The organism is Rheinheimera sp. UJ63 (assembly GCF_021568285.1).
Taxonomy (GTDB): domain Bacteria; phylum Pseudomonadota; class Gammaproteobacteria; order Enterobacterales; family Alteromonadaceae; genus Alishewanella; species Alishewanella maricola.
Genome location: NZ_JAKGTQ010000001.1, coordinates 1,182,115 through 1,195,868, shown reverse-complemented (window position 1 = coordinate 1,195,868; position 13,754 = coordinate 1,182,115). Strand labels below are relative to the sequence as shown.

The 13,754-nt window shown below is 48.9% G+C and carries 9 protein-coding genes; 4 read left to right on the top strand and 5 right to left on the bottom strand.

Annotation, left to right across the window (positions count from 1 at the left end; translation table 11 throughout):
- Positions 1 to 87 precede the first annotated feature (87 nt).
- Complete coding sequence (locus L1N97_RS05460; protein ID WP_236129074.1) at positions 88 to 891, top strand: DNA-3-methyladenine glycosylase family protein; 804 nt, start codon at positions 88 to 90, stop codon at positions 889 to 891.
- Between the two features lie 4 nt (positions 892 to 895).
- Here L1N97_RS05460 and L1N97_RS05455 read toward each other — a convergent pair whose 3' ends face one another.
- From L1N97_RS05455 to L1N97_RS05440, 4 genes are read right to left on the bottom strand one after another with little or no spacing between them, the layout of a single operon-like run.
- A complete protein-coding gene (locus L1N97_RS05455; RefSeq protein WP_236129073.1) occupies positions 896 to 1,873 on the bottom strand; it encodes an L-threonylcarbamoyladenylate synthase in 978 nt (325 codons plus the stop codon).
- A complete protein-coding gene (locus L1N97_RS05450; RefSeq protein ID WP_236129072.1) occupies positions 1,870 to 2,664 on the bottom strand; it encodes a DUF6671 family protein in 795 nt (264 codons plus the stop codon). Before L1N97_RS05450 ends, L1N97_RS05455 begins: the two co-directional genes overlap by 4 nt.
- Entirely contained in the window at positions 2,661 to 5,084 is a 2,424-nt protein-coding gene (locus L1N97_RS05445) for a DUF2309 domain-containing protein (RefSeq protein ID WP_236129071.1), read from the bottom strand. Before L1N97_RS05445 ends, L1N97_RS05450 begins: the two co-directional genes overlap by 4 nt.
- Positions 5,081 to 6,490 (bottom strand): NADH-quinone oxidoreductase subunit L, encoded by a 1,410-nt coding sequence (locus L1N97_RS05440; RefSeq protein ID WP_329605541.1) that lies wholly within the window; start codon positions 6,488 to 6,490, stop codon positions 5,081 to 5,083. The genes L1N97_RS05445 and L1N97_RS05440 overlap by 4 nt, the downstream gene beginning before the upstream one ends.
- A 56-nt stretch (positions 6,491 to 6,546) precedes the next feature.
- Between L1N97_RS05440 and L1N97_RS05435 the strand changes: the two genes are divergently transcribed.
- On the top strand, positions 6,547 to 7,449 hold the full coding sequence (locus tag L1N97_RS05435; RefSeq protein ID WP_236129069.1) for a LysR family transcriptional regulator: 903 nt from the start codon (positions 6,547 to 6,549) through the stop codon (positions 7,447 to 7,449).
- Here the strand turns inward: L1N97_RS05435 and L1N97_RS05430 are convergent.
- Positions 7,431 to 11,786 carry a PAS domain-containing hybrid sensor histidine kinase/response regulator gene (locus L1N97_RS05430; RefSeq protein WP_236129068.1) on the bottom strand — a complete coding sequence of 1,452 codons (4,356 nt, stop codon included), beginning with the start codon at positions 11,784 to 11,786 and terminating at the stop codon, positions 7,431 to 7,433. The two genes, L1N97_RS05435 and L1N97_RS05430, sit on opposite strands and share 19 nt — an antisense overlap.
- 307 nt (positions 11,787 to 12,093) lie before the next feature.
- Here L1N97_RS05430 and L1N97_RS05425 point away from each other — a divergent pair, with 307 nt between their 5' ends.
- Together L1N97_RS05425 and L1N97_RS05420 are read left to right on the top strand one after the other, a co-directional pair.
- Complete coding sequence (locus L1N97_RS05425) at positions 12,094 to 13,269, top strand: porin (RefSeq protein ID WP_236129067.1); 1,176 nt, start codon at positions 12,094 to 12,096, stop codon at positions 13,267 to 13,269.
- Positions 13,269 to 13,709, top strand: coding sequence for a hypothetical protein (locus L1N97_RS05420; protein WP_236129066.1), 441 nt, complete (start codon positions 13,269 to 13,271; stop codon positions 13,707 to 13,709). The genes L1N97_RS05425 and L1N97_RS05420 overlap by 1 nt, the downstream gene beginning before the upstream one ends.
- Positions 13,710 to 13,754: the final 45 nt, after the last annotated feature.

Genomic DNA, 13,754 nt, shown 5'->3' with positions numbered 1-13,754 from the left:
CACTTAGCAATAACATTAGATATTCTCTTTCAAGCGTCGTTTATTTTACCCACGGCTAATAACCAAAAGAAAGAACAGGACAACTTCATGGCTACGCCACAGCGCCATATCTTGCATCTTCGCTATCAGCCGCCTTTCAACTGGCAGGCCATGTTGCGTTTTTGGCAGCTTCGCGCCTTAACGGGGATGGAGTGGGTTACCGATAACAGCTATGGCCGCACTTTCTCTTATCATGGTATCAATGGCAGCTTTAGGGTAATACCGCTGGCCGAGCAGCAATTGCGGGTAGAACTTGATTGGCCAGATGCAACAGTCGCACCTGAGCTTTTGGCAAAGCTGCGCCGGGTATTGGATTTAGATGCCGATAGCCAGGCAATTGATGCTAGGCTACAAGCGCACCCACTGTTTGCTAAGCACTATATTGCTGGGCTTCGTATCCCCGGTGCTTGGTCCGCATGGGAAGCCGGCGTACGGGCGATTTTAGGGCAGCAAGTCAGCGTGCAAGCAGCAAGAACACAATGCCAGCGCTTGCTTGATGCGCTTGGCCAACCTATCGACGAGCAGCGTAAAGTGTTTCCTACCCCAAGCCAAGTGGCAAACAGTAACTTAGCAATGATTAAAGTGCCGCAAGCACGCCGCGACACCTTACGCGCCTTGGCCAATTTATTGATAGCACAGCCCGAGGCCACGCCGGAGCAGTGGTTAAAGCTAAAAGGCATAGGCCCTTGGACGGTGTTATATGTAAAATTGCGCGGTTTATCTGAGCCGGATATTTGGCTTGGTACAGATTTGGGGATAAAAAAAGCGTTAGCGGGCCAGTCTAGCCAAGCTGATTTGGCACAGCTAGCACCCTGGCGTAGCTATGCCACTTTTCAGTTATGGAATAGGTAAAATGCTAGTAGGCACTATGCTGCGCCCGGCGCAGGCGGTCATGCACGGCAAGCCAGGCTTCGCCTTGCGGCGGCAGTTCACACCAGATCGCGGTTACGCCTAGCTTATCGGCTTGGTATAACTGGCGATAGAGCTGGCTGGCGTAGCCGGCGGCGTCGGTTGGCATCTGTTTGCAGATAATTCCTGCTTGCGCTGTCGGTAAAGCGTTGAGATGCAGCACCGCAATATTGCTTGGCTGTTCTAACAACAACGCATGCAGTTGTGCGCTATCTAAGCAGCGCAGTGGCGTATTCGGTTGATAATGCGCATCAACATTGCCGGGCACTTGCGCCTGATGTTGCTGCGGTTGCAGTACAGTGGTTTTAAGTACAGCTTGCAGTTGCGAGGCCGTGATGGGGCCAGCGCGCACAATGCGGATTGGCTCGCCGGTTAAATCGACAATGGTTGACTCCACACCGTGCTCACATTCACCGCCATCCAATACCGCATCAATACGGCCATGTAAACCGGCAAGTACTTGCTCGGCACTGGTCGGGCTCAGTTTTTTATAACGGTTAGCCGAAGGCGCTGCAACGGCCAGTTGGTTTAGTTGCAATACCTGTAACAAGGCAGGATGTGCCGGCATACGCAGGCCAATACTATTTAGGCCACCGGTGATCACTGGGCTAACGTGATCGGCTTTGGGCAATAACAAGGTTAACGGCCCTGGCCAAAAGGCCTCAGCCAGCTGCCAGGCGGCGGCTGGAATATCCTTCGCCCAGTTTGTCATCGCAGTTATCGCATGCAGATGCACAATTAACGGGTGATTGGCTGGGCGGCCCTTGGCAGTAAAAATGCCACTTACCGCGCTGGGGTTACTGGCATCGGCGGCTAAACCATAGACGGTTTCTGTTGGCACGGCCACTAACTTACCTTGTTGTAGTAAATCAGCAGCGGTGACAATATCTTGGCCTTGTTGGGCGTTTAATCGTAGTGTGTTCATGGGTTACATATCTGACAATATTGAGCGGCAGCAAACGATTTTGCGACCGGGTAGCTTTCGGTATGCTGACAGCGTTGGCAGCTGGCTCGCCGCAGCCGCGTTACGCTGCTAGGGGCACCACAGTCTTCGCATGGCAAACCCGGTAAGGCGTGATCTGGCCAAAAACCTGGGGTGGCACACACAGGGCAATGTTGCTTTAAGCGCTGCAGCAAGTCGCGGGCTGCATGGGCAATATGTTGCTGGCGCTCTGGGCAACAATGCGCACGCAAATCATAACTAAGTTGTAGCGCGCCGTTGGCTAAAAGCTGTGTGGCTTGTTGTTCTGCTTCTGCCAATGTTAAGCCTTTACTGATCTGTTGCTGTTGTTGGATCAACAAACGTTGATCGGCAGGCAGCTGTTTTAGCGCCTGCTGTAGTGCGGTGTGATCCGATATTGTCCACTGCTGCACGGCACTTGGGCCGTAAAATCGTCCGGTAACAACCCAGCCTGCCTCAATGTTTACTGCGCTAATCAGTTCTTGGTTAAAGGTACCTAGGCCAAAGGGGCCAGCGGAAAAACTGCCTTCGCTGCCAAGACCGATAGTGCAACCACTGAGATCGGCAGCAATAGCGGCTTTGCGTAGGGTGCATTCAACCGGTGACATAAAGCGTGCCCGCTCGTTGGCAAAAGTGCCTAAGCTATCTGTATCAAAACTGTTTAGCTCTTGCACCTGCCAGCCCAGTTCGGCCAGTATGGGGCGGATAATTGCCCCTTTACCATGCAATGTGGCTATGGCAACGGTTTCACTCATAGTGGGGTCTCTTGCCAGCCTTGCTGCTGCCACTGGTGCACGCTGCCGTCTTTGTCCAGTTGATAAAGCCACAACCATTGCTGATTAACCAGCGCAGCAACATCGGGGGCGCTGTGGATAATATTGGCGATGGCGTCTTTTGGCGCAGCGATCACCACACTTAAGCGTACCGGTTGGTGCATCAATTTTTTACCATCATGCACGGATTGCCAGGCTAAGCCAGTGCGTAAGTCACCGCCGTTACCTTCAAAAACACCGACATGGCCTGCCACGACATTATGCAATAACTTGTTACCGCTGCCGTATTTTTCCGGGGCGACCACCGAAGCGTAATATTGTAAGTTAATCCAGTTAGTCACCACCATCGGTGCCGTCATAATGCTATGCAATAAACTAAAATTGCTGTCCTGTGCCGCATCGTAATCATGCAAAAAGCAGCGACCTTGTAAATCGAGGTTCTTGGTGAGGCTGCGTGGTGCCACAATAAAAGCAGCATTATTGGCTAAGCCCCATTCAGGGCGAACTTGTGCCCAGTCACGGGTGCGCAGTTTGAAAAAGCGCGCTAGCGCCTGATCGCTTTGACCTTTCAAGCCAAATTGCGGCGCGCGCTGTTGCCGGGCTTGCTGAGTTGCCTTGGCTAACCATGGCAGCCAATGTGCTTGCTCAGGCGCGCGGTATACTTCCAGCTCGTCTGAGGTAGTGTGGTGCATCGCGGCATAAAACTGGGTGTCAGCAGGGATGTCAATATTCTGCTCAGACGCTAAAGCGGTACGTACTGCCGCATCGTTCAGCATTTGCGCTAACACTTTGACGTTGACTTCACCGGTTTGGCCGCCACAGGCGCCGCAATCTAAGGCAGCAGCATGTGGGTTATTGCAACTGTCGCTGCCATGTCCAAACAGCAATACTGTGGGCGCCAGATTATGCTGTAAGCCCATGGCGGTTAAAATGGCCGCGGCTAATTGTGCTTGCTCGCTGATGTTCAGTGGTTGGTCGGCCTGACTTAATTGCCACTGGCTGTCGGTAAGATGTTTATTAATAGCATGCGGTGCTGCGGTGCGCAGAAATGCCCGTTTGATTAAACTCAGTAGCTTAGTCGCGCCAGCCGCTTCTACCATACCTAAGCTTGAGGAAGCGAGATCAAAGCTTTGTTTCCAGCCCAAGTCAGGTTGGCGTGAAAGGGTAGGTGTGTTGGCACGAATTTGTGTGACCTGTAAAGCGGGTGCTAATAACCCCGGTAATTGTGGCCGACTAAGGGCACTGTCTGTGGCTTTAAAAGCGACAGGTAGGCCGAAAAAGCCAGCAAAACCGAGAGTTTGGATTTGCTTATGTTGTTGCTCCAGCGCGCGGCGCATCGGCTCAGACCTTACATCGATACAAAAAGCCGCTTGCAGCAAGGGCCGTGCTGGCGCAGTTGCCACGGTTTGCTGTTGTTGCTGTTGCAGTTGGCGCAGCAGAGGTTGTTGCACACTCAGCTCCAGTGCGCGTTGCCATACTTGGCGAAGATGCAATAGGCGTTCGGTTTGTGCTAACGTTTTGGCATAGTGTTGCGCTTGTTGCTGCAGTGCCTGCAGCAGCGACTGATGCTGCGGATTATGCTGTTTGCTGTGTTGCCACAACACCCAATCCCACCCCAATAACATATAAAGCAGTTGGCAAACAGCATGTTGGCCTTGCTGGCCTTGCAAAGCCTGTTGCCAATCGAGCCAAGCTTGCCAGCCGGCCCAGCCAGACAGGCTTTGTAATAAACTTTCGAAATAGGCTTGTTGAGCTTGTGCAGTCGGTAGCCACGTTGCAAACCAGGGGCTTAATTGCTGCAATAATGCTTTGGGTGAATCCGGCAAGGCTACAAATAAAGCCGTTAAATCTTGCCCGGTGAGCACCTGCAAGCCTTTGTCTTGGCGCACCACACTAAGCCAACTGTGATAGGCATGATCAGGGCTGCTGGCATCGGCATTAAAGCGCTCTGGATATTGGTAATAGAGTGCCAGAAATTGGCTTAACTGTTGTTGAATTAATTGCGGCCAAGGCAAGCTTGAGGTGGCTTTGTTTTGGGCCGCTAACAGTGTGGGCAAACTTTGCCACTGGCTTAATTCAGTGGGCTGCGCCAGGCCAGCAAGCGCTTGTTCATGGCTTAGTGATAAGCCTGCTTCTAACAATGCCTGTTGTAAATGGTTCGGCATAATCTGCTGCTGCCACTGTGCCAGATACCAATCAGCCGGCATCAGGCATGATGTGCCCGCCAATAGCTGTTGTTCGGCACAGACGGCAGTAAAGGCTGTGGCGCGTTTCGGCCACCAAGGATTAACCGCGATCATTTGATCTAATGGCCACTGTGGCGCAATCTGACGGGCGGCCGCCGCCAGTAAACCTTCAGTCTGTTGCAGTGTGATATCCACGTTGATCTGCAGCGCGCTCATAATGGCTCCTTTAGTTGCGATAAGGCGGTTTTCGCTTGTGGCGTTGCTGCTTTGTAAGGCCAAATTTTAAGGGTTAACCGAGTTGCCCATTCATCCAAATAACCACCGGCATTCAGCCAAATAAACAGTTGATTTAGCGCCGGTTGACTGGCGTGATAACGCAATAGAACGGCCACCCCAAACAAGATGATAAATACCAAGCTGCTTAGCACATCAGCGAAAAATGTGCTCCCTTGCGGTGTCGGCATGACTGCAGAGAGCCAGGTTTTACCTAGCAGATACAGTGTCAGTAAACCTAGGGCATAGCTGCTGGCTAACAAGCAACGTTGTAGGCGATGGCTATCGGCACGGCTAAGCGAGGGCAGCAACAACACGGTAATGGCTAGGATTAACAGCACGCTACTGGCTAAGCTGGCGAGTGGCACAATGAAATGGGTTAGCCCGGTGAGCAAGGCTGCCAGTATTATGGCGGCAAACCAGTGTTTAGCGCTGGGCTCTATCTGATCGGCCAATTGCGCGGCAAGGTAATGATTCACAGCATTGCCACTGTGTAAAAAGGCATAGGCTTTGTAGCAGGAATGCGCCAGCAGATGCAGTAGCGCTAGGGTATATAAACCCAGTGCGATCTCCACCAGCATTAAACCCATTTGCGCCACGGTTGACCACGCTAAACGTACCTTGATGCTGACGCGGGTGGACATTATCAGCGCGGCTAAAAAGGTACTGAACAGCGCGGCGAACAGTAATACTGCCTTGGCGAGTGGGCTCAGGCTGAGTAATGGTGCAAACAATAACAGCAAGATACCGCCAAGATTAATGATACCGGCATGCAGTAGCGCGGACACTGGCGTCGGTGCTTCTACCACTTGGATCAGCCAGCCGTGTAACGGCAGTTGAGCGCACTTTAGTAAGGCCACGCCTACTAGCAAGAGTGCGGCACTGTGCTGCATGGCTGAGGCTGCAGTCGTTTGACTGAGCTGCAGGAGCAGTTCGTTGATGCTAGCGGTATCAAATTCTAAATACAGCAACAGCATGGCGAGGGCTAACAGCAACTCACCCAAGCGTGCGCTAAGGGCTTTTTTATGTGCAGCCAGTTGTGCTCGTGGCCGCTCGGGATAAAACAGCAGTAATTGTTGCACGCTTAAACTGATGGCGACCCAACCGAGCCAGAATAGCACCAGATGATTACTCAGTAGCGTAACCACAACGGCGGCTAGCGTTGCGGTGAGCGCGCGCATAAAACGTGCTTTTTCAGCTTCACCATATAAGGCGGTGGCGCTGTAACGCCAAATGACGATACCCAGTAAGATAACCAGTGAGAGCAGTACCAGCTTTAAAGAGGTTAAATGGAGTAATGTTTGCATGCCACACCTAGGCTGATTAAACGTGGTGCTATTTTGCGAAATACACTAATATAAGTAAAATACATATTAAATTAGAAATCGTTCACTAAAAAAGAACTATGAGCCGACTGAATTACCATCATCTTTATTATTTTTGGCAGGTGGCCCGTGGTGGTAACTTGACCGAAACCGCGCAGCGCTTGCATATTTCGCAGTCGGCCTTGTCGGCACAAATCAAGCAATTTGAACAAAGCATGCAGGTGCAACTGTTTTCGCGGCAGGGGCGGCGCTTAGTGTTAACCGACAGCGGCTATCAAACCTTAAAATATGCCGAAGATATTTTTAGCCGTGGCGAGGAGTTGGAGCAATTGCTGCTGAAGGGTATGCAGCCGCAACACAACCCTCTGCGCATTGGCACTTTAGCCACGATGTCGCGAAACTTTATTGAAAGCTTTATCGCGCCCTTGCTGTTGTCTTCTAATGTGCGCTACAGCTTGTTTTCGATGAATCAAACGGCCTTACTGAATGCACTGGCCGCACATCAATTAGACCTGGTATTAAGCAATATTGCCGTGCAAGGAACCGATAACCAAATGTGGCAGTGTCGTTTGTTGGCAAGACAACCGGTGGCAGTGATTGGCCCGCCGGGTAAAGCCTTACCCGAAAACTTGGCGGCCTATCAACAACAGCGCTGGGTATTACCACCAGTGCATAGCCCCATCCGCACCGCCTTTGATGCCTTGGCCGCACAATACCAGTTGCAACCCGATGTCGTAGCAGAGGCAGATGATATGGCGATGCTGCGGCTGTTAACGCGCGACAGTGGGGCCTTGTCGGTGATCCCCGAGGTGGTAGTAAAAGATGAATTACACAATGGCAGTTTAGAGAAATACCTGATGCTACCAGAGGTGTATGAGAACTTTTACTTTATCACCACCCATCGTGAATTGATGCATCCACAGCAAAGTTTGTTATTAGACGCTTTTGATGCGCAAAGATTATCTTATTCGGCTAATAGCTGATGAATAATGCTTAACTCGTTAGCCGCGGCAGTCCGGATTTGCTGTTCAAGTTCGCCAGTGAGCATAGTAAAGGTTGCAATGTCTTCGGCATGCACGTTGGCCTGCTGTAGGTTGTGTTCCAGCTGACAAAGCAGCTGGTGCAGATCGGTTAACCCCACAGTACCAGAAGTGCCTTTTAGTGTATGCACAATGACTAACATCTGCGCCCAGTCTTGCTGTGTAATGGCCCGCTGCAAGTCCATTAATTGCTGTGCTAGGTTTGATTCGAAGCTCTGTAAGACTCGCTGAAAAAACTGTTCATTATCGGCAAAACGTTGTAGCAAGTTGGCACGCGTTTTTATGATGCGGGGCTGGCTTGGCAGATCGGCCTCTGCGCTGCTTATGGCGTTTTCCATAACGATACGTTTGCGGCGGTTAACTGGCCGTTTATTTAGGTTGTTGCTGTCTGCCGCTACTGGGCTTCGGCCCGTATACTGAAGTAGTGTGTTAATGACGGCATCAATATCAAAGGGCTTGGTCAGGTGCGCATTCATACCGGCTTGCAAGCAAGCGGCTTGATCAGCGGCATACACATTGGCGGTCATCGCGATTATAGGTAAATCAGAAAAACGGCCGTCGGCGCGAATGCGACGAGTGGCTTCAAGACCATCTACGTTAGGCATTTGCACATCCATTAAGACCGCATCATAACCTTGTTCTGGTGTGCTGTTTTGTAGCACGGCATTTACGCCTGCTAGCCCACCTGTTGCAATATCCACCATGGCGCCTTCGTTTTGCAGTAATTCTTTGGCCACCAGCTGGTTAATTTCATTATCTTCGACCAGCAAGAGCCGCAGCCCTTTAAGCTGCTTTGCGCGTTTTAATGGCTTCACTCGAGCGTTCAGCGCGGGTTGTTTACCAGCAAGCACGCTCGCGATCAGTTCAACTAATTGCATGGGGGTAACGGGTTTCGTGAGCATGGCGGCGTAGGGTATCTGCCGACCTTGCGGCAGGGTGCTAAGCGCTTCACGGCCCTTTGCCGTTACTAGCATAATAATCGGCGGTAAGGCATGGTCAGATGATGTGTTTAGTTGTTTTAATGCGCTGAGTTCGCTTAAGTCGGGTAGAGGGTAATCCAGCAGTAGCGCCTGTATGCTTTGCTGCTGGGCATAGCAGCGTGTCAGCTCAGCCTTTGCGGCTGTTAACGATGCCGCGGTCAGCACCTTGGCACCATGCTGACTGAGCGCCTGGCTTAAGAGCGTTAGAGCTGAAGGGTTGTCATCAATAATTAAAATGTTGGTATCTTTGCCAAGCATGGTTGTTTCAGCTAAGGCACTGTCGGTATCTAGCGGTAAGTCAATCTCAAACCAGAAGCGGCTACCTTGGCCCAAAGCACTTTTTAGCTGCAATTCACCGCCCATCATCTGCACCATGTTTTTACTGATCACTAAGCCCAAGCCACTACCACCATATTGACGTGTGGTAGACGCTTCAGCCTGAGTAAAACCATCAAAGATGCGCTGTTGCTGATCCGGACTTATGCCGATACCTGTATCGACCACACTAAAGCGGATCCGGCAGGTTCCCGCTTGGGCATCAACTTGTTGCAGCCGAACGATAACTTCACCTTGGTTGGTAAATTTAATGGCATTACTCGCCAGGTTAATCAGGATTTGTTGCAAGCGAAGTTTGTCGCCAATCAAGCATGGGGGTAAGTCGGCATCGATATCAAATAGCAGCTCTACCGCTTTGCTCGCCATATTGTGCGCCAGAACCACGGCTAACTCGCGCATCAATTCATCCAGATTAAAAGGATGCTGTTCTAATTCTAATTTACCCGCTTCAATTTTTGAGTAATCGAGGATGTCATTGATTAAATGCAGTAGCGACTCGGCAGCAATCTGCGCTTTATTGGTATAGTCATCTTGCTGCATGGAAAGCTCGGTGGTTTTCATCAGTTGCAGCATGCCCAATATGGCGTTCATCGGGGTACGAATTTCATGGCTCATATTGGCTAAAAATAATGATTTGGCTGCATTGGCATCTTCTGCAGCGGTTTTAGACTCTCGTAAGTATTGTTCTAACTCATGCGTAGCAGTGATATCACTGTTTACGCCAATGACTCTAATGGCCTGTCCTTTTTCATCGCGCTGCACATAGGCGCCTGCTTGAATGTAGCGTGTTTTGCCACTGGGTAAAATGAGTCGAAAGGTCGGGTTGTACTCACCATTACCGGCAACTGCATCGTGCAGTTTGGAGAGAGTGAAAGCGCGATCTTCTGGATGCACCCGAGACTCCCAATGCCCATACTCTAAGCCTTGTTCGCGTAAAGTGATGGGTTGCTCATATAGTTGATACATCTTGTCATTCCATTGCAGCACATCATCACTGATAGACCACTCCCAAATGCCGAGTTTGGCAACTTCATAGGCCAGCGTCAGTTGTTCCGTTTTCGACAATAATTGCTTTTGAGTAGATAGCAAAGCGGCTTGTTGTTGTTTTTGTTGCGTAATATCCGTTGAAATGCAGAGATAGCCGACAACTTGTGCTTGATCGTTACGCATGGTGGTAACAACCATGGTGATCGGAAAGCGTTGGCCATCCTTACGAATATAATGCCATTCGCCTTTATCTACACCCGTAAGATTAGAGGTGTAAATTAACGTTTGAAAGCCACTAATGCGGGTATTGTGGGTTTTAGACAGTAGGGCAGCGTGTGAGGCAATTTCGGTTTGATCATGAAACAGTAAAGGTGTGGTTTGGCCGATCACTTCAGACGCTTGATACCCTAATAAGCGCTCAGCGCCGTGGTTGAATAATTGAATTTCTCCCGAGGTATCGGTAGCAATAATGGCAAATTCAGAGGCGGCTGACAGCACATTTTTAAAGAGTAAATTAATTTTGGCCAGATCCGCGGTCCGCTGCTCAACCTGTGTTTCTAAATTTGCGTTAAGTTGTTGGATCTTCGCTTCGGCGGCTTTTTGTTGCGAAATGTCGCGCACGACCTTAGACACGCCAATCACGCGCCCCTCTGGCGAACGAACGGGTGAAAAGGTAATGGAGACATCGATAGACTTGCCATTTTTATGTTGACGTACAACCTCAACATTAGGAATGTATTCGCCCTGCGCGGCGCGTTTAAAAAAAGCCAAGTCGGCGTCGATATCCGCTGGCCTGACAATCAGTTTGCTTAGCGCCTTGCCTATAGCTTCATGCGCTTTAAAGCCAAAAATAGCGGCTGCGCCTTGGTTCCAGCTTGTTACATTGCCGTCAATAGTATGACCAATAATGCCATCTGCTGAGCTGTGTACAATGGCTGCGAGTTTCGCTTGTTCGGCTTGCAACAAACGCTTATGGCTTAAATTGATATTAATTAACCCCGTGAGTAAGGCCAACAAAAAGGACAGCATTGAGCCAATAATGCCGAGTTGTAAAGGTGAGGGCAGCCGCAGTTCTGCAATAAATTGTGGCGTGACTGAGTAATCAAACTGCCAGGTGCGCCCATAAATTTGGTGTGTTTCAGTGCTGAGGTAAAGGCCACTACTGCTGTTTAAGGTGTTATTAAAAAATAATTCGGGCTTAGTAGGATCCGTGATATCGGTTAAATGTAAGATGGTTTCTTGATTATATATCTCCTTATCAGCCAACACTTCTGACATTAACAGCGGTGCATAGCTCCAGCCAAAAGCGTCTTGTTCGCGCTCGTCTACCGTTGTTGGCGTAACCATACTACGGTAAATCGGCATCATAATTAAAAAGGATTGTAGGGGTTGACCGGTTGCTTGTACTAAGGTGATGGGCCCAGTTAAGCGCACTTCGCCGCTTTGCATGGAAGACAAAGCCGCCTGATAGCGATTATGTTCTGAGGCGATGTCTAAACCGATAGCCGCGAGATTTCGCTCTACCGGTTCAATATATTGGATAACATAACGCTCACCTAGGTGAGGGCTGAGTTCTCTAATGCTAAAACTAGGCCAACCATCCGCTTGGGCTGCCGCTAAAAAGGCGGCTTCTTGTTGGCGCGGTACTCTGCGAATAAAACCAAAACCACGAGCACCCGGAAACTCATTATCAATATCACGGGTTTGGCTGTAACGATAAAAGGCGTCACGGCTTATTTCGTGTTCTCCAGCAGTTAATAGCGCTCCTCGTGCACTGCGCAACCCATATTGATAGAGCTGAATACGCGTTAAAATGGCTGTTGCTTTTTGTTGTAATGAGGATTTTACAGCGGCTTGAGTGCGTATCTCGTTGGCTTGTTGTAACTGAAAGCTAAAAATAACACTCAGCGTCAAGCCACATATTAAGACCAGTAAAGACCATTTATTTAACAGTGATTCGCTAAATTTGGGTAACAAAGAGAGCTCCCTTTTTATTCTTCAAGATAAATCACCGTCAGTTACATCAATGTAGCTTACTAAAAAGGCAAGAGGTTTAAAGATAGCTTGCGCCAGCTGGAAAAGCTACGTTTTGGTATTTTATGGTGGCTTTTTATCAAACAACTATTAAGGTTAAATAAACCATGAGTGCTGGTTAATAACAATAGTGAGACTTTTTTGATTTAAAACCTAATTATCGTTTTTATTATAGTGTGGCAAGACTTTAGGCTTGACAGTGTTGGCACTTCCGAGGAAAGTTAGAAAAGTTCAATTTTATGGATAAAATATGTTCAGTCACTATACAAAGTCTTTGCTGATCGCCGCTCTCTTGCTCTGCCCTAGTTTGGCGCAAGCGCAAGAGTCAGGTTTTGAATGGTCGGGTTTTGGTCGGGTTGTCGCGGGTTATTTGGCTGAAGATGGCATGATTTACGGTGGGTATGACGATGAATTGTCGTTAAAGCCGAATAGCTTACTTGGCTTGCAAGGAGAGTGGCAGTTTGATTCAAAGCTATCTTTAGTGGGCCAAGCCGTATTAACCGCCTCTGATCAGCGTGATTCAGACATTGAGTGGCTCTATTTAAATTACCGTTTAAATGACCATTGGCAAGTGAAGTTCGGTCAGCTAAATACGCCCTTTTTTTCGTACAGTGATGTGCAAGATGTTGGCTATGCCTATCATTGGGTGCAATTGCCCATAGAAGCCTACCCTGAATTTTTATTTAAGAAATATCGTGGTGCCTCAATTCGTTTTACCCCTGCCTTTGAGCGTGTCGCCTTAGATGTAGAAACCTATTATGGCTCGATGAATGACACCGCTTCGGTTCGAGGCAATCAGGTAGATATTGATTTAAGTCAGATTTATGGTGTGATTGCCAAATTATCCTATGACAAATATCGTTTGTCGGCCTCTTATCACAAAGGTGAGTTTAGTTATGATGTGCCACGTCTGAATGAGGTGCGTACTATTTTAACCGCGGTCGGTTTTAATACTCTCGCTAACCAGTTTATGAGTGATGGCACGGGAGAATATTATCAGCTAGGTTTAAGTTATGACGATCTTAACGTTTTTGCTCGCAGCGAAATTACCTATATAGCTCAAACCACCAATACTATTGCCGATTACCTTTCTTATTATTTAATTGCGGGTTATGTCTTTGACCCTGTTAGTGTTTATGTGAGCTTTGCTGAGCGAACGTCAGAAGAATACAGCATTATCAATACCGTACCTAAGGGGGTTACTCCACAGCTAGATGAACTGTCTATCGGTGTCGATGCCTTGATTGATAGTTTTGCGATTAACAATCGGTCTCTCTCAATCGGAGCCCGCTTTGATTCCAATAATAATGTCGCGTTTAAGGTCGAAGTAAAAAAAATTAGAGGTAATGATTTTCAATTTGATTCGCCACTCGTGACAAAAGGCAGTGCGGTGCTGCTACTCACCTCTGTTGAGTGGGTTTTCTAATGACGGCTGCTTTAAGGCTCGCCCTCACCCTGAGTTTGTCTTTGCTGCTACTGGGAGGCAACGCAGATGCTGATGAACTGTGGCTGATTTCAGCTAATTCGCAGCAAGTCGAGATCAGCAAAGAGGTTGTTAAACAAATTTACTTACAAGGTGAGCAAGGGCGCACACCTTTGCAGCCAGTTAATTTAGTAAAAGGTGAGTTTTCACGAACCATCTTTAACGCCTTAGTGATGGGACTCACCGAATCACGCTTGCAATCTTATTGGTCACAAATGCGCTTTACGGGCCGAAGCCGGCCGCCGCTGGAGGTTGAGAACACAAAAGCCTTAACCGATTATCTGCTGAACAATAGTAATGCGATTGGTTATCTGGTAGTTGATGATAATACCCAATTGCCAGACGGTTTAGTCGTCCTGCTGAAAATCGACTTTGAAAAATAACCGCTGACATTTTTACTGAAAGTGGCCCCCCTCGTCAGTGCTCGC